This is a genomic window from Cerasibacillus sp. JNUCC 74, assembly GCF_053667775.1.
Genome location: NZ_CM132207.1, coordinates 1,602,054 through 1,622,120, shown reverse-complemented (window position 1 = coordinate 1,622,120; position 20,067 = coordinate 1,602,054). Strand labels below are relative to the sequence as shown.

Annotated in this window: 19 protein-coding genes and 1 pseudogene; 2 read left to right on the top strand and 18 right to left on the bottom strand. The window is 35.9% G+C overall.

Annotation, left to right across the window (positions count from 1 at the left end):
* Positions 1-31 precede the first annotated feature (31 nt).
* Positions 32-1,201 carry a hypothetical protein gene (locus tag JNUCC74_RS07080; RefSeq protein ID WP_454067463.1) on the bottom strand — a complete coding sequence of 390 codons (1,170 nt, stop codon included), beginning with the start codon at positions 1,199-1,201 and terminating at the stop codon, positions 32-34.
* A gap of 287 nt (positions 1,202-1,488) precedes the next feature.
* Here JNUCC74_RS07080 and JNUCC74_RS07075 point away from each other — a divergent pair, with 287 nt between their 5' ends.
* Entirely contained in the window at positions 1,489-1,917 is a 429-nt protein-coding gene (locus JNUCC74_RS07075; protein WP_454067462.1) for an Hsp20/alpha crystallin family protein, read from the top strand.
* A gap of 821 nt (positions 1,918-2,738) precedes the next feature.
* On the opposite strand, the gene JNUCC74_RS07070 is transcribed toward JNUCC74_RS07075, so the two are convergent.
* From JNUCC74_RS07070 to JNUCC74_RS07060, 3 genes are all read right to left on the bottom strand, one after another.
* Positions 2,739-3,134, bottom strand: coding sequence for a hypothetical protein (locus JNUCC74_RS07070; protein WP_454067461.1), 396 nt, complete (start codon positions 3,132-3,134; stop codon positions 2,739-2,741).
* A 269-nt stretch (positions 3,135-3,403) separates the two neighbouring features.
* The gene (locus JNUCC74_RS07065; RefSeq protein WP_454067460.1) at positions 3,404-4,108 is read right to left on the bottom strand and encodes an ABC transporter permease; all 705 of its coding nucleotides are present in this window, start codon (positions 4,106-4,108) and stop codon (positions 3,404-3,406) included.
* Positions 4,105-4,983, bottom strand: a complete 879-nt coding sequence (locus tag JNUCC74_RS07060; protein ID WP_454067459.1) for an ABC transporter ATP-binding protein — start codon at positions 4,981-4,983, stop codon at positions 4,105-4,107. The genes JNUCC74_RS07065 and JNUCC74_RS07060 overlap by 4 nt, the downstream gene beginning before the upstream one ends.
* Positions 4,984-5,453: 470 nt before the next feature.
* Between JNUCC74_RS07060 and JNUCC74_RS07055 the strand changes: the two genes are divergently transcribed.
* Entirely contained in the window at positions 5,454-5,906 is a 453-nt protein-coding gene (locus JNUCC74_RS07055; protein ID WP_454067458.1) for a CoxG family protein, read from the top strand.
* Between the two features lie 622 nt (positions 5,907-6,528).
* Here the strand turns inward: JNUCC74_RS07055 and JNUCC74_RS07050 are convergent.
* The 14 genes and pseudogenes from JNUCC74_RS07050 to JNUCC74_RS06985 all read right to left on the bottom strand — a co-directional run bounded on the left by JNUCC74_RS07050 (position 6,529) and on the right by JNUCC74_RS06985 (position 19,992).
* The gene (locus JNUCC74_RS07050; RefSeq protein WP_454067457.1) at positions 6,529-7,695 is read right to left on the bottom strand and encodes a hydroxymethylglutaryl-CoA synthase; all 1,167 of its coding nucleotides are present in this window, start codon (positions 7,693-7,695) and stop codon (positions 6,529-6,531) included.
* A 305-nt stretch (positions 7,696-8,000) separates the two neighbouring features.
* Positions 8,001-8,111: pseudogene (locus tag JNUCC74_RS07045) on the bottom strand (7-cyano-7-deazaguanine synthase); the annotation flags it as partial.
* The gene (locus tag JNUCC74_RS07040) at positions 8,102-8,308 is read right to left on the bottom strand and encodes a hypothetical protein (RefSeq protein WP_454067456.1); all 207 of its coding nucleotides are present in this window, start codon (positions 8,306-8,308) and stop codon (positions 8,102-8,104) included. The gene JNUCC74_RS07040 and the pseudogene JNUCC74_RS07045, both read right to left, overlap by 10 nt.
* Before the next feature lie 908 nt (positions 8,309-9,216).
* Positions 9,217-10,521, bottom strand: coding sequence for a TRAP transporter large permease (locus JNUCC74_RS07035; RefSeq protein ID WP_454067455.1), 1,305 nt, complete (start codon positions 10,519-10,521; stop codon positions 9,217-9,219).
* Positions 10,511-10,999: a TRAP transporter small permease gene (locus tag JNUCC74_RS07030; RefSeq protein ID WP_454067454.1), complete on the bottom strand. Its 489-nt coding sequence runs from the start codon at positions 10,997-10,999 to the stop codon at positions 10,511-10,513. Before JNUCC74_RS07030 ends, JNUCC74_RS07035 begins: the two co-directional genes overlap by 11 nt.
* 5 nt (positions 11,000-11,004) lie before the next feature.
* Positions 11,005-12,048 (bottom strand): TRAP transporter substrate-binding protein, encoded by a 1,044-nt coding sequence (locus tag JNUCC74_RS07025; RefSeq protein WP_454067453.1) that lies wholly within the window; start codon positions 12,046-12,048, stop codon positions 11,005-11,007.
* 504 nt (positions 12,049-12,552) lie between these two features.
* Positions 12,553-13,230: a GntR family transcriptional regulator gene (locus JNUCC74_RS07020; RefSeq protein WP_454067452.1), complete on the bottom strand. Its 678-nt coding sequence runs from the start codon at positions 13,228-13,230 to the stop codon at positions 12,553-12,555.
* 212 nt (positions 13,231-13,442) lie between these two features.
* Positions 13,443-13,826, bottom strand: a complete 384-nt coding sequence (locus JNUCC74_RS07015; RefSeq protein ID WP_454067451.1) for a 5-carboxymethyl-2-hydroxymuconate Delta-isomerase — start codon at positions 13,824-13,826, stop codon at positions 13,443-13,445.
* A gap of 24 nt (positions 13,827-13,850) precedes the next feature.
* Positions 13,851-14,609, bottom strand: a complete 759-nt coding sequence (locus JNUCC74_RS07010) for a fumarylacetoacetate hydrolase family protein (protein WP_454067450.1) — start codon at positions 14,607-14,609, stop codon at positions 13,851-13,853.
* The gene (locus tag JNUCC74_RS07005) at positions 14,606-15,394 is read right to left on the bottom strand and encodes a fumarylacetoacetate hydrolase family protein (RefSeq protein ID WP_454067449.1); all 789 of its coding nucleotides are present in this window, start codon (positions 15,392-15,394) and stop codon (positions 14,606-14,608) included. The genes JNUCC74_RS07010 and JNUCC74_RS07005 overlap by 4 nt, the downstream gene beginning before the upstream one ends.
* Before the next feature lie 307 nt (positions 15,395-15,701).
* The gene (gene hpaI / locus JNUCC74_RS07000) at positions 15,702-16,577 is read right to left on the bottom strand and encodes a 2,4-dihydroxyhept-2-ene-1,7-dioic acid aldolase (RefSeq protein ID WP_454067853.1); all 876 of its coding nucleotides are present in this window, start codon (positions 16,575-16,577) and stop codon (positions 15,702-15,704) included.
* 384 nt (positions 16,578-16,961) lie between these two features.
* Positions 16,962-17,942: a 3,4-dihydroxyphenylacetate 2,3-dioxygenase gene (hpaD, locus tag JNUCC74_RS06995; RefSeq protein ID WP_454067448.1), complete on the bottom strand. Its 981-nt coding sequence runs from the start codon at positions 17,940-17,942 to the stop codon at positions 16,962-16,964.
* A gap of 14 nt (positions 17,943-17,956) precedes the next feature.
* Entirely contained in the window at positions 17,957-19,459 is a 1,503-nt protein-coding gene (hpaE, locus tag JNUCC74_RS06990; protein WP_454067447.1) for a 5-carboxymethyl-2-hydroxymuconate semialdehyde dehydrogenase, read from the bottom strand.
* A 59-nt stretch (positions 19,460-19,518) separates the two neighbouring features.
* Positions 19,519-19,992, bottom strand: coding sequence for a flavin reductase family protein (locus JNUCC74_RS06985; protein WP_454067446.1), 474 nt, complete (start codon positions 19,990-19,992; stop codon positions 19,519-19,521).
* Positions 19,993-20,067 lie beyond the last annotated feature (75 nt).

The window sequence follows — 20,067 nt, the reverse complement described above, 5'->3', positions numbered from 1 at the left end:
TATTAAAGAGAAAAACCCTTTTTTCTCTGAGTTACAATGTTTGTACTAACAAACCAGCAATAATAACGGATGTAACAGTAACTGTGGTAAAACCACCAATTACCATTGGTGCAAGTAGTTCGTTAAAAATTAATTTTTCTTCTTCCTTATTCCTAGCTACACTTCTGCTTACTTCTTCACATAAAATGTAGTCTCCTGGAAATCCAAAAAGTGCCGTTAACGCAACAGGCATACCTTTTAATGGATCCCATTTCACTATCTTTGACATTATATAACCGCCTAACATAATTCCAATTGTTCCTATCAGTAAGATTGTTAGAATACGAGGCAAATTCTGTAGCACTTCTTCTGGTGTCACATCAGCCATTGTACCAATAACTACAAATATAATTGCCACCATTGTAATTGAGAATGAATTTGCTTTTTCCAGTGACCTGCTTTCAAACATGCCTAACTTTAAGCCAATTATCCCAATAGCTAAACACCATAAACTATAATGAATAGGCGTTATTTCTCCTAAAAAAACACCTAGCCCAGCACCTAAAAATACGTAAAATAATTTCAAAGTAATACTTGTTTTAAGGGGGCTAATTAGTTGGTTAGATGCAGCTTCTTCCCCTTGTTTCATACTTGAACTCATCGGAATAAATGTACCTGCATCTAATTGCTTTTGCATTTTCAAGGCATATTTACGCATAAAATTCAACGCAATTGGCATGCCTAAAACTCCCTGAAATGCAACAATTAATGCTGGAATAACCACGAGACTGGATCGTCCAATAGCAGCGAGCTCCTCCGATGTAATGATTAGAGCAATAACTCCCCCACTTAGCGGCCCTATCCCCGCAACTGCTGTTGCATAATCAAAAACAATAGAAATAATAATCAGAATAATTACACCAGATACAATGATACCACCTAAAGCAATAAGAACTGCTTTTAGTTGAGAGCGCAATAAAGAAAAAGGAATCAACGTCCCCATATGAACAATTGCAGGACCTATTAAGATTGCTCCTAATGCCGCAAATTGTGATCTTCCTAAAATATCATCTGGAAAAGCGCCTGTCCATACCAGTACAAGAAAACCCGTCATTGCAGTAAGTAACATTGGTATTCTCGCTCTAGAAATAATGGAGAGCCATTCACCAAAAGCGATAAGTGAAAAAATGAGCACTGTAGAAATAAGTGGATTGGATAGCAAGAGAATTCCCTCCTTTTAAAAAATAATACTAATTACTATACCACCCGGTTTATTGTTTGTCTATACAGTTTTCTTCGATAATTCCCTTTTTTATTATTTTATATACTTTTCCGTCTATTCTATAAAACTAAAAAAACGGATAATACAATAAAGATATCGCTTTCTTTTGTTAAATCAATTTTCGTTAAAATTTTTTGTTTATCTCATTATGAAATCTTTGCGCCCACTACTATAAACAAGAAAAAGCATATATTAGTAATAAAAAATGATAAAAAGAGGTGTTGATTGTGGAAAGTAACAATAGATGGAAACGGGGAGACCGTGGACCTTTTCAAGGACTTATGGAGCAAATGGATGCTTTTTTTAATGAATCCGCTAAAAATTTTAATGCTTTAATTAAACGACCATTAGCAGTCCGGACCTATGAAACAGCTTCAGACGTAATTGTGGAAGCCGAGCTACCTGGTTATAAGCGTGAGCAAATTAAATTGGAAATAGTTGGTAACCAATTGCGGATTACTGCTGAGGACCATTCCTCACAGGATCATGATGATAGCTATTATAACCGAAAGGCAGAACGTGTCGTTAACCTTCCATTTGCTATATCTGAAAAAGAAACAAAGGCTGATCTAAGAAACGGTATTTTAAAAGTAACGATTCCAAAGAGTAATTCAAGCAGAAAATTTATTGATATTGAAGATAATGCAGATGAATAAAAAATAGTGGGAGGTTACTTATATTTTTTTTGAACAATACGAGCCATTAAACTCCTACTAACATTTAGGAGGAGTTTAAGGCCCTATTTTTATGCCGATATTTAATAATGAAGAAAATACAAGTTACGATAATTAAAACCTACCAATTCAAGCAACAAATAGTTATAGAAATTTATTTACGTGTAATTAACAGTAGCTTCATGTCGGTTTTACAACCATTTGATATACTCAAACTGAAAGTAACCTAATAACATGATTGGAGGGAATCGATTTGAAATTTATTGGAAAAGTTTTCATTTCACTTGTTATTATGATCATTTATTATGTGTAAAGAGGATGCTCAAAAGACCAACAAAAATGATCCATCGAACCTCTTTCTTTACTTCTAAATCCTCTGTTATGTAACTGCAATACTCTACTCAAAACCGTAACCGAACTTCTCGGTTCTTTTGAAGTAGATACTTTAAATGAAACGATACCCCACACCCATCACCTAACTTAACTCGTGCAGATTTTTTGATAAATAAGATCACGATTATATATGATACATTTTATAAAGTGAATCAATTTCTACGCTTCCTAACATATAATACATTGTCAAGATCTCCTAACAAAACAAACAAATTTTTCTACCAATTAATTGAATACTAAATCTATTCCGTATATCAAAACAACAGCTAACATCCATTGTGGGTTGATTGGCAAAATTCCAACATTTATAATTGTATAAAAAGAATAACCGGAGCCATTAAAGATTAAAACTTAATTGACGGTTTACGGTTTATTGATCTACCCAAGACTTAAATAGAACGGTACTTTGATTAAAGCATAAGTAAAAAAAAGAAACGTGCATCTGTTCCAACAAATTCATTTTGGGCACATTTTTTACTAGTAAATAAATCATCATTATCGCTCCCGCGGTGCGCAGCATTATCAACCATTGTAAACAAAACCGCTAAGATCTCCGAGAACATCGTAAATATGGCAGACTTTGGCAATAACTGGTTAAATCTTTTTCCTAAATAGTGTCTAGTAAAATTTAATCCAATCATAGCGAGTACAATGACCCCAATTATTGGTTTTAATCGTTTATCATCAACACGTTCTAGCGTATAATAACTTACAATAATTCCGATCAACACCCATAGAATAAGCGAGTTTAAATTTTTAGTATCGGCGATAACAAGTAACAGCAATATATCCCCAACTAATAGCATGGGAGGCAGGATGCCAACGGATTCCTAGCCGGAATAACAAACATAATTAACGTTACCACTAAGATAAACAAATTTGGTAAACCCTGATTTGGAAAAACCTTAAATAATGCACGAAATATAACGATTGACCAATCGAAATACGATAAGTCAACATCTGCTTCCACCCTAACATATTTAAAAAAAGAGGATACAAATATAGAAAAGGTGGCGACCCCTAAAAATTACACTTCTATTTCCAACCGTTGGCAACTAACCCTTTCAAAAGAAACTTATTTATACCTTTTTTTTCGTTGGTAAATAATGAAAAACAGGATGATTAAGCAGCTCGAATAACCTATACTCCAGCCGTACATGATAAGAATATCATTTACGTTTAAAGAATCGTTCATTTGTACAATAACTTCAGATATCGGAGGAATCAAAAGTAATAAATATTCCCAGGATGGCGGGAGCAATTGTTGAATTCCAAGCGATGAAATAGACACGACAAGAACTAATATAATTCCCAACCATTGATTGCTCTTTGTCTCAACAATATTTCTAGTAAATAAAGCACCGATAGATATGGCTAACACTCCTAGTAACAGATGTGTTAAAAAACCAATTGTTAATGATTCTATTGTTACCTGCTCAGAAAACATGCCGAATACAACTGGATATACCACAGAAATAACTGCAAATACAATCGTGATAAACAATAAACTTAGATACTTACTAACAAAGAATTTATTTTCGCTGCCTGTATGGATAATGGTTATTCCTTCCTGTATAGAATCCTCGGTATGGAAAAAAGTAACCGTTACCCATGCAGTTAGGATGTACAAATAAATAGCAGTCACTCCATAACTAGCCAAAACCGGGTTCGGATAAAATGCATAATTGACAATTAACATGATGATAAAAACACTAAAAGGCGCAACATAATTATACGATTTTAAATAATCCCGAAGTTGATAAGTAATCAAAGCTTTCATGTTAGCTTCCACTCCTTGGATTTTGCAAAATTTGCTTGTAAAGTCTGCTGAACGAAGTAAATCGACGAACCGGATTGAATGAGTTCTAGCAATACATCATCACTTTTCTCCCCATATACTGCTAATACAAACGTTCTTTCATCCACTTTAATAATTCGTACTTCACTTCGACTACTCAAGCGCGTGATTAGCGAGCGATCTCGAGGGATAGAAGCCCGGATAGTGACATATTGGTGTTGCCTTTCGTATGACGGATAGTAATCTTGAGAAAATACACCTTGATGTAACACGATGATTCGATTGGCAATGCGTTGTAATAGTACTTCATCATGACAAGAAAAAATAATTGTTAATCCTTTTTCCTTTAAGTCATATAAAATCGACTCCAGTTCATGTTGAATAATAAAATCTAGTCCTGACAGCGGCTCATCCAGAATTAACACGGAAGGCCCCATTAATAAAGCCTGCATCATACTAACTTTCTGCTTCATCCCTTTTGAAAAATATTTTATAGCTTGCATTTCATCTTGCATTCCGAATTGTTGAAGAAGATCGTTTACTCGTTTCGTTGTTTTTTTACTTGATAAGCCCTGTATTTTTCCTAAGTGATAGAGATAATCAAAAGCTCTAAACCTTATTCCATCTGGAAATTGTTCCGGTGCATAGCCAACTTTACAAGAGTCGTGTGTATGTATTGTTCCACTAGTAGGTTTGGTCAGTCCTGCTAATAGTTTTAATAACGTACTCTTACCAGAACCGTTTGGCCCTAGAATGGCAACTCCCTCTCCTTTTACAAAGGAAAAGGACAAGTCTTTCAAAATATCTTTATTATGAATCGTTTTTCTAATATGATTTCCTTCAATTAATTTTGCCATTAAATCTCTCCTCTTTAGACTGATTTCATTAAGTCGAAAATCTATGGCTACTGCTGTTACAAACTAAAATAACGATACATTTGGAGAGGAAATTATTCTTCCTATCATTGCACTTGCCTTTCTCTTAGTCATTACGTATCATTATACCTGCAACAGGTATAAACGTAAAATTCTATATTTTTTAACCTATTACTGCTCTATCATTCAGTACGACCTGTGTTTATTCGTCGTTATTAAAATTTCATTTGCATACAATTATGTACGTCTTTTTTTAAACATTCGCAGCTTTTCATCAAAGACGTTTATTTATCTTTCTGTATGGTAAAAGATATAGTAAATCTCCTCTTTCAAATTCTTTTAAATGACAAGTTCATTTTTATAAAAAATGTATTGAGATTACAATTAGTAACGCCAGGTATACCTGGTGTTCTTCATCCATATATTATTAATTCAAGGAAGGTGAGAACGTTATGCCTAGTGGAAAGCATGAAATCGAGATGAATGTTCCTATTAGTGACGTGTGGGAGTTCGTTAGCGATATGAATCGATGGGCTCCATTAATTCCCGGATATATTGACCATGAAATTTTAAATGAAAGAGAATCAACCTGGACATTTAAGGGAGACCTTGGAATCGTTCACAAAAAAGTTCAGTTAAAAGTTATTATTACCGAATGGCAAGAGCCTAACAAAGTAACCTTTGATCTCATTGGTTTAAGTGAAAAATTTACTGGAGGCGGATCCTTCTATGCAAAACCGATTAGCGATAGAAAAACCAACATGACTGGTCATTTAAATATAAAGGCTAGTGGCATGCTCGGATCTGTTATAAATCCCGTTTTAAAATCGTTTGTCCCTAAAATGACTAAGGAGTTGACAGAAGCCGTTGCAGATAAATTAACAGAAATTTACTTCACTTCGTAACTTGATTGGTGCATTCCCTCATTTTTTATTTGTCTCTTTAAGTTTATCATTTCTTATCGTATATGTAGAACAAAAACTAGAAGTGCGCTCGTTTAGTAACGTATAACGGCAAAATTCTGAAACGTACAGTGAAACTTCATTCAAGGAGTGCTTTTTTCCTTGAAAAAATTGCGAAGTATCGCTGACTTAGCTTTTCTGTCCTTGAAAAAAAAACACTTTTCAGCGTGCGATGTCTATTCAAGTAGCTTTTCTGTTCTGTCGACCCGAAACGAATCGAGGATTTAGAAGCCGTTTTTTCTCATTACGTTCGCAAAAAGATAAGTAAATTATAGAAATGAGAAAAGTACGCTCCTTATACTCAGGGTAAAGAAAACGTGCCTCTAAAACAGGGAAATGCCGACGCCTGAGTGGAAAGTTCGCTTTTTAGTCGACCTTCCTTTCGATTCGAACTCATGTTGGCTATCGCAGGAAGAAAATCAGAGTTTGGTTACAGCTTGAGCGTTCAAGCTAGACGATGCTACTTTTCAAAAAATATCCACCATAAAAATATCGTTTCCTTAACAGTAAAAAACGAATTTCTCTAGTTTAGAGAAATCCGTTTTTTACTCATCACTTATGCCTATTAGTTATTAATATATTGGCGAATATGCTCACTTACCCCAGCTAATTTTATTTTTGCTGGGTCCGCCTCTGTATCTAACTGTACTGTTGATCCATCATTAGGTAAAATCATCTCAAAGATTTTTTCATATTCCGCTACAGTTACTTCTATTCTTGAAGCTAACATTTCTTCATGTTGTTTTTGATTTAAATGAGCTTGATAGTTTGGTTGTAATATACCAGTGAAGAACTCTCCTACAGCTCCAGAACCATAGCTGAATAAACCAATTCTTGCTCCTTCTTCTAAATCCTTCTGATGCTCAAGTAAAGATATCAAGCTTAAATATAAGGAGCCAGTATAAATATTACCTACATTTTTATTATACATTTTACTGTATTCCCAGTTTTTTAACAAACGCTCTTTATCCGCTTCTGTTCCCTCATCATAAATCGTTCGCAGGGCCTTTAATCCCATCTTTGTATATGGAAGATGGTAACAAATAGCGGCAAAATCTTTTATTGATAAGCCTGTAGAAGTTTTAAATGTCTGCCAAATTTCTTCAAAGAAAGAAAGATATTTTTCATTCGACAGCTTGCCATTAACTAAGGCATATTCGGAATATACAGGCCGCCAAAAGTCCATCACCTCGCCGGTCATGAAGGCACTTTTATCCTCAAGCTTCATGATACGGGGATCTCTACTAATTACTAGCGCAACTGCGCCTGCCCCTTGTGTTGCTTCACCGCCAGTTCTTAAACCATATCTAGCGATATCAGAGGCTAGAACTAGTACTTTGCTGTCTGGATTTAATGCAATATGACCTTTTGCCATTTGAATACCTGCTGTTGCTCCATAACAAGCCTGCTTCACTTCAATTGTTCTTACATTTTGCTTAAGTCCTAATAGGTGGTGAATATATATTCCGGCAGCTTTGGAGTTATCCACACCTGTCTCCGTTCCAAATATAACAAAATCAATATTCTTCTTATCGGCATCATCCAGAATATTTAATGCTGCATTAGCAGCCAATGTCACAGAGTCCTGTGTAATTGGTGCAATTGCCATTTTTTCTTGACCAATACCTATCGTATATTTTTCTGGATCTACATTTCTTGCTTTTGCCAGTTTATTCATATCTACATATAAATGTGGAACATAAAAACCAATTTTATCAATTCCTATTTTCATAATATACTCCTTTGCTTACACTAATAGTTTAGTTTTTGCTTCATATTTAAGTGACTGAATTCACAATTAAATTCTTACATCGATCAACATATAAATAATAATACAATCCGAAGCCAAACACAATTATGGCGCTTCCAAAAGATAAATTCTATCTTTCTTTATCAAGCTTTTAATAGGTGAAGTGAGGAGGATTTTGTAGAATTAATTTAATGCCTACACGATGCTTACCACAATTTCATTTCTATATAAGAGAAGAAGCAAACGGTCGAGCAGTTGTACATGGTTTGCATACCTTTCTTCTACAGCTACTTACGTTTTTGTTCTTCATACTTTATAAGACCTTGTCTCCTTAATTTACAGGGAGGACATTCTCCACATCCGCTTCCTTTAATTCCATTATAACAAGTCAATGTTCTTCAAGAACTTTTAACCACTCCTGGCACTCTTTTTTCGTTTCAAGTTCAAAGCCACGTTCTAACTCACTAAACACCTTACGACCTTTAATTTCTAAATCAGGAATAATGCTTAAGTCTTCTATTGTTTTACATGTAAGTGATCTTTTTTTCTTTGTAATTCTGTTCTTTATAATTCTGTCTATATCATTTAAAGCCATTTTAACATTCTTCAATGTGTACCTATTTTTATTCAGTAAAGCTTTTGTTTACATAAATGATTGGATTATCTGTTAGAGAGGGATCTGTTATTAGTAGGCCTATTCTAGTATAATTTAATACTTTTTCAATAGATTTAATTTTTGATTCTCTCTGTTAAGGATAACACACTTCCTCTACCACATTACAATAATAGCTAACTAAACTTTACCTATTTTGAATCATTAGAAAAACTTGGCTTGTTGCCAAGCCTTTAGCGAGGTGTAGTTTTTCTTATACGATAAACCCTAAAATTTTATACTTTCCTATAGTGGAATAAACGCTAGAAGCGCTCGGTCAGCGGCATACAAACGGCAGAGAGCTTCTGATAAGAGAAACTGAAGCTTCATTCCGTGGAACGCTTTTTCCAACGAATGTTAGTCGCAGGATATGACCTGAACCAATCGGGTGTTCGAGTGCCGTTATCTGCACCGAGACTTTCTTTTTTATCTATAACTAGTCTAACGGCATCTTTGGAGCGAGATAAAATTGACTATTTTTCTATTCAACCTAAATGAAATGCGGTTATAGCGGTAAACTAATTTTTAGATCAGAACATCTGCGTATACATTAGCATCCATTACATTTTGGTCATATGTAATATTGATTTTTGTTAATATTAAGAAAATAACAGCTGTGTAACATTTCCACAGCTGATTGCTCAATTCGTTCTATATTGTTAAACCTTCTGAATTTTAATAATGAATATCTCCTTTTTCCTTCATGACGCTTAAATTCCTAGACATTCATGCAAATGCCACAACTATTTGAGAGTTTAAATATACGTCTATTTATTACCCTATGGAACACGTACCTATATAATCATCGGTATTTTTCCCTTCTTTCTCATTTTCATAAAAAAGATAGATACTTATTGCATAAGACTAGGTAAAATCGTTACTAATTGTGGGAAAATAATTAACAAGAATATGCAGATTATCATTCCGACAATCATTGGAACTGCTCCTTTAAAAAGAGTTTGTATCGGTATATGGTTGGCAACCCCCTTAATAACAAAAATACTTATTCCTAAAGGAGGTGTCAATGAACCAATATTAATTGCCATGACCATAATAATTCCAAACCATACGCCATTAAATCCCAACTCTATTATAATCGGATAAATAATTGGAATAGTAAGTACAATTAGCGATAAACCTTCTATAAAGCAGCCTAATAAAAACAATGCAAATAAAATAACAATCAGAACAACAGACGAATTTAGTTCCAAGTTTCCTACCATTTGTGTCAACGCTACCGGAAGCCTACTAATTGTTATGAACTGACTAAATATAGTAGCTCCAATGAGAATTAAAAAAATATAAGCAGTTAATTTTACCGATTCGTTAAATGATAGCTTTAATCGATTCCAGTTTAGCCTTTTGGAAATGAATGAAAAAAACATCGCTCCAATTGCCCCTACACCAGCAGCTTCGGTCGGAGTGAAGATACCTAAATAAATTCCTCCTATACTAATGATAAACAAAGCTAAAAACGGCCAAACACTTTTTAATGTATGGAACTTCTCCATTACAGTTGACTGCTCCACTTTTGCAGGGGCTAAAGAAGGATCTTTACGTACAAGGATAGCAACAATAATCATAAAAATAACAACTTGAATGATCCCTGGAATAATCCCTGCGATTAATAATTCTCCAATTGGCTCTCTCGTTTGAATGCCATATAAAATTAGGATTACGCTTGGAGGAATTAAAATCCCCAATGTTCCACCCGCTGCTACACAAGCAGTAGACAAGCTTGGTTTATAATTATATTTTTCCATTTCAGGTAGCGTTATTTTGGACACCGTTGCCGTAGTAGCATTCAAAGAGCCAGAAATAGCTGAAAAAATAGCTGCAGTACCAATGGTTGCCATCGCTAATCCGCCTCGCAAATGGCCAATCCAACTATCTACGGCACGATATAAATCCTTTCCCATACCAGTATAAGATAAAATCATACCCATTAAAATAAATAACGGAATGACACTTAGAGAGTATGAGCTAGCTGTATCAAAAGGGGTCCTCCCTAGTTGAAAAAATGCGACATCCCAACCCCGAATCAAGGATGTCCCGGCTAGACCTACTAATATAAGAGAAACACCTACTGGAATTTTCATTAAAAACAAAATGATTAAGGCAAGAATGCCTATTGTACCTACCATTTCAGGACTCATCGTTAAGAACCACCTTTTTCCAGTAGTAAAAAACATGTAAACATGCAGTCAAAGCAAATAACCCTAATCCAATCGAAGCTAAGAATACAATTGGATATAAAGGAATATTTAAATCCCCTGTTACTGTATTTGTTCTATAAAGACGCAATGCATATGTAGCAGTACTCCAAGTAATAATGACCATTAACATCGCTATGATCAAATTAATTGAAAAGGAAAATAATAATTGTACACGTTTTGAAAATTGCTCTACTACAAAATCTATCGTAATATGTTCTTCCTTTATATGTGTATAAGCGAAACTCAAAAAGATGACCAATGCTAGTCCAATCTCTGTGAAATCAACCGTCCCTGTAATGGGTTGTTTAAATATCCATCTTCCTAAAACATCTAAAGTAATAAGACCCGCCATGGCTAACAAGATAGCTTGTGCTATAACATGTGAGAGCTTATTTAATTTATTAATTAGTCTCTCCATTTACATCACTTCTTTCTCTCCTTTAAGTCATCTCTTAACTCCAATGCCCGGTTGTAAATTTTCTGTCCGGGAAACCCTTTTTTCTCCATATCATTGATCCAAGTTTGAGAGATGGAATCTAATGCCCGCTCCCATTCAACTCCCATTTGTTCATCTATCTCAATTATTTCCGCACCATTATCTTCTGCTAATTTTCTCCCTTTTTCTCCATCAACATCAAAAACACTCCCACTCTTTATGGACGTTTCCAGATCCGTAGCCCCATTGATAATTTCTTTTTCTTCATTCGACAAATGTTCATATGTATTCTTATTCATAACCGCGAAAAATGGTGTAGTTGAAAAATTTCCTACCGTAATATAAGTAGCTACCTCATATAAGTTATAATTATAAAGCGCCTCTAAAGGAACCATTGCTCCATCAATGACACCACGTTCCATTGACTCATAAACATCTCCCATTGGCATCGAAACAGGCACAGCTCCCAATACCTCTAAAATGTCGTTTGCTAATGGTGAGGGAGAACGAATACGTAAACCCTTTAAATCCTCTGGTGATTGAATGGGATGCTCCTTTGTGATTAGTTGTGCTGGATCAGCAGTAAATAAATAAAGTGGTATCGTATCACTGTGTTCTGCTTGAATACTCGGAAATTCTTGATATAAATGTTCCAGGATTTCTGAACCATGAGCCGCTGTCTCAGCCAAAAATGGCAGTTCTAAAATCGATACTAAGGGGAATCTACCAGGGGAATATCCGTGTACACTTAATGCAATATCCACCTCCCCTGTAACAGTCATATCATACTGAGAACCTGCTTCTCCCAATGCATTGGCAGGATATATATCATATGTAATAACTCCATTTGATTTTTCTTCTATTTCACTACCTATTTCTTGAAACACTTCTGTCTGAATCGGATGATTACCTGGCAAAAAGTGCGAAATGATGAAATGATGTTCTGATCCAGTTGAAGCTATTCCTTGTAAGCATGACGTAAGTAACAACATGAAACATATAGCTATAAAATAACTTAATCGACGTGACATCCTTCTCCCTCCATTAATAAATTTATCTTTATAAAGTGAATCTTCATCAGTAGAGATTTTTCCTTTATCCTCCATTTATCCTCCCAGGTTTCATCTCTAGCATGTGGAAGAGCAGAACTTACTGCAAGTTACATGGGGGATAATTAAAACACGTAGCACCCATAAAGAAAACGTTTACATCATATACAATATTATATATGATTTCAATTACAATATCAATAAATTATTAGAATAATTCGATAAATTGGAGATAGTACATCCGTATTAATTCTCATTTTTTTAGATGTTCATGATAACTTTATACTTTCGTGCGATTTATAAGGTTTGAGAAAACCCCTAAATGATTTATGAAAATTAACATCATTTAGGAGCTTTCAATACTTGTGCTTCCTATAAATATTTTTACTGCTCGCTCCGGTCAATGGACTCATTTGAGCACATCTGTTACTTAATCGCAAGCTTTACCGCTAATCGAGCTTATGGCTCCTTTTAGCATACGAAATCCTAAAAAAATACCCGATCTTGTACAAAATTGCTCTGGTCTTTAAATGCATCTCTAGTATTTAATTTATGCATTCGAGCAACTTTTTCAATTATTTCAAAGTCAGCTCTTTTCCTCAATAACTCAATTAATTGCTCATGTTCCTCAATGGAAGCTAAGGCACGCTTTGGATGAAAAGCAGAACCTGCTCTGCGAATCGAGTCAAGCTTTATCCATAACCGACGAATTTCATCAACTAAAAATGTATTCTTACAATGTGCATAAATCAACTCGTGAAAGGCACGATTTAATCTTCCAAAATTTTGGAAGTTGAATTCATCGATAGCCTCCTTCATTTGGTTATTTTTTTCCGATAGTTCTGCCAGCCTTTCTTTGGTAATGCCGTGTTGACTGCTTAAAGCTGTCCCATATCCTTCCATGACTGCTAAAACAGACATTGTATTAAAATACTCATCTTTATTAATTGGAGTAACTATTGGTCCTATATTATTTTGATATTCAATTAAGCCTTCTGCCTCAAGTTGGCGAACTGCTTCACGAATTGGAATTGCACTAGTAAATAACTCTTTCACCAATTGGTTAATTACAATTCGTTGTCCTGGTGCATAATAGCCCTCAATAATGCGCGACTTCATATAATCATAAGCTTTTTGTTTTTTTGTAATCGGTTGATTTTCCATAGTGGATATATCATATACTATATAATATATGATTGTCAAAACAGATTGTATAAGCTTCTACACTTGTATTCTAGTCAAATAACATTGCTTATTACAACGTAAGACGTCATGTGCTCAGAAGATTTCTTGATATTGAAACGTTTTTCGTGAATCTAACATGGCAGATATTTCTCTTAATTGCTTGATTCGATTGACTGAACTCTCTTATTTTATTAGTTTTTATAACGCTCATGAATATTATTTAGTTTATACGTAGGTGAGATGAATTCATAAAGTTCTAGTGATAACGCAAAATAACGTCTCTTATAGATCGAAGAAAAATGGCGCTTCAGAGCAGAAAATACGTCATCACATAATTGTTTTTTTGCTTCCACTGACCTACCCTTCCCTAATTTTAAGGTTACATGAACAAAAGCGTCATCTGCTGTTCCATCTGCTACGAGATAATTATTTAATTCAATTGCTCTGGACCTAAGTCCACCAATTGGAATGATATCTTGATGAATAAGTAATGTCGCATTTACTGTTTTTAGCAACTCAGGAATATTTGCCGCTTCTTTAATATTATCGGTATATTCAATAATTAAATGAGGCATCAGTGCTCCTCCCTTTTAGATTTGTTACTTTTGAAATGACTCCTCACCGACAATTGTATTAACTAATTGCCCAATTCCTTCTATTTCTGTAACCACTTCATCACCAACAAGCGTGTTTACTGATCCTTTTGGTGTTCCTGTTAAAATAATATCATTCGGATATAAAGTCATAAACTCACTTAAATATTCAATTAATTCCGGAATACTTAAAAGCATATCAGCCGTTGTTCCTTCTTGTGTTACCTTTCCATTGACGTATGTACGCAATGTTAAATTCATAGGATCTTTCATATCTTCTTTATCAATAAGCCATGGACCGATTGGCGTGCAGCTGTCCCGATTCTTTACGCGAAGATTCGGCCGATAATAGTTTTCTAAGTAATCACGAATCGCATAGTCATTTGCGATTGTATATCCTTTAACATACTGATAGGCATCTTCTCTTTTCACTTGCTTGGCCTGTTTGCCAATCACGACAGCTAACTCACACTCATAATGCATAAAAGTAGCGTCATCAGGGCGCATCGTTTTCCCATTATGTCCAATCAATGTATTCGGACCTTTAAAAAAGATAAGCGGCTCTTTTTGAACAGCTGAAAAAGATAATTCCTTGGCGTGATCTGCGTAATTTAACCCTAATGTGAAGACGGTATTTGGCACGACTGGTGGTAGCCAAACAACCTCTTCTTCTCCAACTACCCTCCCATCCTGAAGCTTGACTCCAGTAGCTGTTACAATCGCTTCATGCAAAAGCCCTTGATAAGCAACTCGTGCATACTTCATGTTATTCCTCCTTCCCAACCTACTTTAGATGTTAGCTTATTTTCTAGCTTTCCTATATGTTCAATTTCTATTTGCACCAGATCATTTACTTTAGCTAGTGGTGGATCTTCGGGAATACCAACTAGTAAAACATCTCCTTTTGCCAAAGTCATAAATTCTGTAACGTCTGCAAGCAATTTTTCTATTGGACGAAGCAGATTACACGTATTATTTTCCTGCTTCACTTCTCCATTAATTTTTACGCATATGCGTAATGCATTCGGATTAGCAACTGCTTCCTTCCTAATTACCCATGGACCGATCGGACAAAATCCATCACGTGATTTTTCTTTAATTGCCGGTCGATACACATTAGTATGTGGTATACTTACATCATTTACAATCGTATATCCCTCTATAAAAGAAAACGCTTCTGTTTCCTTTACGTTTGTTGCCGTTTTTCCAATAACAATTCCTAAAGCTGCCCCTATTTCTAGTTCTGTTATGCCTTCAGGTAATGAAATGACTGCTCCATATGAGGAAAAGGTATTCCTTGGTTTTATATATAAGATGGGCGCATTTGGCGGTGCATGGTATGGGGCTTGCGACATAGACGGTTCTAACTGTTTATACGCCTTTCGATAGTTTAATAATGTGCCATAAACCGTACCGGAAACAGGAATATCAAATCTGACTTCTTCCATGTTATATAATTTTCCATCTATTGAAATTTTTTCATCACGCAGGCTTAGCTTTACTTCTTGATAAGGCTTAATTCCACATAGTTTAGCCCGAGCAGTTTGCACCTTATATCATCCCTTCTTTATATTTTCAAATGATTTAAAAATATTCGTGTGCAGGGTCCATTTAACCATTTGACAACTACTCAACTCCATATGAACTTCTAAGTTCGAAAAGTCACACCGTTTTAACATATTAGAAAAACTTGGCTTGTCGCCAAGTCTTTAGCGAAAGCTGTAGTTTTTCTTATACTCTAGACCCTAAAATTTTATACTTTTGTACAGTACAAAATAAACTTAAGCAATATCCTGACAAATAATGCTACTTACGATATTGCTTAAGAGTCAAAAAATTCTATTGCCAAACAGCTAATTATGCACGTTGTAACAGTTTTTCGTATTCTACTAATGTTTCTCGTATTTCCTGTTGTAACTTCTCTGAAGGTAAATCCATTGGCAGACGGAGTACGGGTTCAATTTTCCCCATCATTCCTAGCGCTGCTTTCACTGGAGCTGGGTTGGTATCTTTAAAAAGTACATCATTTAATTTCGTTAATTCAAAATGGAGATCTTGCGCCAGTTTTACATTGCCTTCCTCCCAGGCATTATGCAATTCAGCAACCTTTTTTGGCTCTACATTAGAAGTTGCACTGATAGACCCCGCACCTCCAATGGCAAGCATTGGATAACAGAGCAGTTCAATTCCAGAAAACAACAAAAAGTCTCGACCACAGTTAAGCAAGACACGATTTACATGTTCAAAGTCTTTATTAGACTCTTTTACACCAACGATATTTGGGCAATCTTCATTTAATCTAGCTAATGTTTCCACTTCCAGATTGACTGCAGTTCGCCCAGGTATATTATAAACAATAATTGGAATATCAACGGAGTCTGCAACTGTCTTAAAATGCTTATATAATGCCTGCTGATTCGGTTTATTATAGTATGGAACGATAACCATAGCTGCATCTGCGCCCATTTCCTGCGCCTTCTTTGTTAAATACATCGTCTCCTCATGATTCGTTGAACCTGTCCCTGGCACAAAAGGCACTCGTCCATTAATTACTTTTTTGGCATTTTCCATAACGCTTACCCGCTCTTCTATGCTTAGCGAGCTTGGTTCTCCGGATGTTCCTGTTACAGAAATTGCATGAGTACCATTTTCCAACTGATACTCAATTAACTCCGCCTGTTTTTCATAATCGACTTCATAATTTTCCTTAAAAGGGGTAATCAACGGGGTCATTGAGCCCCGTAATCGCTGTTTAATTTCAGTAAAATTTTTACTCAAGTTAACCATCCTTTCTATCTACCTATTTTTCAAAAGTGAAGCTTCATTCAAGGAATGCTTTTCTCCTTGAATGTTAGTACCGCAAGGCTATGACCTAAAGGCCTTCTGAACGAATCGGGCATTTAGGTGCCGTTTATCCCACTTTAACTTTTCTTCGTATTCTCTATAATTCGTGAAGCGAGGTCTTACGGCAACCTACATGCGGGATAAACACTTCTTCATGCTTAAGATAGCTTGTTGAATCTCTCAATGAATAAGGTATTATGACTAAGTTCACTTTTGTAACAAAACAGCAATTGCACCTGAATCTCTCTCCCAAAACCATGTTTTTTTAGTATGTTAAATAACAAATTGCGGCTTACTTTTCTTTAATACAGGTTCATGCAACGGTATTTTTTGACCTGAATGGATATCTAATACTATTGATGCCTCATCAAACCAGCTATCTGGCGCTTCATGTCCCCAAAATGTCTGACGCATTGGATCATCTAACTCCCATTTAATGGGTTTAAAATCCGGGTCACTAGTTAAATAGTCTCCATTGTATAATTCAATTCGATGGCCATCTGGATCTCTTACATACAAGAATAACGCATTTGACAACCCGTGCCGTCCTGGCCCTCTTTCAATATTTCGCCCATAACCAAGTGCAGCTAGAACATCACAACCATCTATTAAACTCATTGGATCTCTTAACCAGAAGCCAATATGATGTAACTGTGGTCCAGACCCATTCATAAAAGCGATGTCGTGTACCGAAGGCTTCCGATGCAACCATGCGGCCCATATTTTTTCATTTTCATCGACGGTATACTCAGAACAAGCGAAGCCTAGTTCATCTATATAGTAGTTAGAAGCTTCTTCGACATTTGCCACCATACAATTAAAATGATCAATACGCTGTACTTTAGCTCCCTTATATAATTCATAGCGCTGAAGTAAACGATCAACTGTCTCCATTTCCGCATAAAATTCAAGTGGTAAACCTGCCTTATCTTGAACACGAAGAGCGCGTCCAACTGCTTTTTGGGTACCTTTTTTAAGCCATTTCACATTTTTCCCTTGTTGAAGAAAGAGTTTTTCCAATTCATCAAGATTCTCGTCGGCAATGACCTTATAGCTAATTGCTTCAACCGCTGCCTCTGTACGCTTTTTTAACCACAAACTATGATGGTTATGCTCCTCTAGCCCGCGCAGGAAAATATTTTCATCATCTGCTTCCGTCACAATAAAGCCCAACGCCTCATAAAATGCCCTTGATCTATCTAAGTCAGTAACATGTAAAACAGCGCGTCCTGAACGGATGATATTAAATATCATGAAAACCTCCTCCTCTATTTCCCAAACTGCGGAATATAATGGTCCTTTAATGCAACGTGAATAATTTGGGTTTCTGTGTAAAACTCAAAGGCATAATGCCCACCTTCACGGCCTATTCCACTATGTTTCGCTCCGCCAAACGGGGTTCTTAAATCCCTTACATTTTGTGAATTGACCCATAGCATTCCAGATTCTATTGCTTGGGCAACACGATGTCCTCGTTGAATGTCTTTTGTCCATACATAGCCTGCTAAACCATAACGGACATCATTTGCTAATTCAATTACTTCTTCTTCATCCGTAAACGTCATAGCTGCAATTACCGGGCCAAAAATTTCCTCTTGAACGACTCGCATATCATTTCTTGCATGCAAAAGTAATGTTGGTGCAATGAAGTTCCCATTACCAGGTGGAATATTACCGCTAATCACCTCACATCCTTCCTCTTCTGCAAGCTTGAGATAGTTTTTTACATTTGTATAATGTTCCTTATGAATCAACGGACCGACTAGTGTATCGCTTTCTAACGGATCACCAACTTTAATATTGACAATTCGTTGTTTTAACTTTTCGATAAAAGGTTCCGCAACCGTTTCATGAATATATAAACGGGAATTAGCTGTACAGCGCTCCCCATTAAATGAGAAAATCCCCCATGTACAAGCATCCAATGCTCGTTCTATGTCCGCATCCTCAAATACAATAATTGGTGATTTACCACCAAGTTCCATAGAGAAGCTTTTTAACCAATCAGCACCATTTTTCATAATTTCCGAACCGGTTTTCGTTTCGCCCGTGAATGAAATAAGCGCTACATCTGGATGAGCAACGAGCGATGCACCCGCTGTTTCCCCATAACCATGTACGACATTAAACACCCCGTTTGGTAAACCAGCTTTATCAATAATTTCAGCTAGTCGATTGGCGGTAAGCGGTGACCATTCCGCTGGTTTAAGTACGACGGTGTTTCCGGTTGCAAGTGCTGGTGCAAGTTTCCACGTCTCTAGCATAAATGGAGCATTCCAAGGAGTGATCAACCCTGCTACTCCTACAGGCTTATGAATGGTATAGTTTAAAAATTCATCATCAACCTGATAAGCTTCACCAACCATACGTGTAGCTACCATTTCTGCATAAAAGCGAAAGTTATAAGCAGCTCTACTGACCATTTTCTTCGTTTGACTAATTGGTAATCCGGTATCAAACGACTCCAAGGGAGCAATTTCATCAATATGTTCATCAATGAGGTCAGCAATTTTATAAATATAAGCTAACCGATCTTTTACTTTTAGCTTGCCCCACTCCCCTTTAAATGCATTTTTTGCAGCATGAACTGCTTTATCTATATCTGCTTGCTCTCCCATCGCTACCTTGTTGATCGTTTCATTGGTAAATGGACTGCTATTTTCAAATACTCTGTTATGCTCAGCATCAACAAATTGTCCATCTATATAAAGCTGTATATCTTTTACTTGTTGCTGCATTTTCGTATGTTGATCTGCAAGTTGTTTTGCCATGCTATCCGCTCCTTTTTTATATATAAAATCATATATCATTCAGATGATAGAAAGATCCGTTATACATATTCAGCTGGTTGATACTTCCCATACTTTCCACCATAAAATGTTAACGGGTTGCCCTCGGTTAACAAAGCATCAACTACGCTTCCAATAAAAAGTGTGTGATCACCTACCACATACGTTCGATCTAATTCACAAACAACGGAGGCAAGCGATCCCTGAATAATAGGAACACCGTGAAACATTGCAAAAGGAATTTCATCGTATTTTTTTGCCTGACCAGCAAAGTGCATAGAAATATCTTGCTGTAAATCTGATAGTACATTAACTGCAAATTTACCCGAACAGTTGATTTTGTTTAGCATATTTGCCCGATTATCAATGGAAACCGTGATCAATTTGGGGTCTAGTGAAACCGACATAAACGCATTCGCTGTCATTCCATGAACTTCTTTATTTGCATTTGTCGTAATCACTGTCACTCCAGTAGCAAACCGCCCCATAGCATCGCGAAAAGCTCTACTTTCCATGTCTATACCCTCCTTTTTATCTACTTTTGAGAAGCTTCATGAACATTTTGTTATCTTTACTTTCTAAACTTTTAA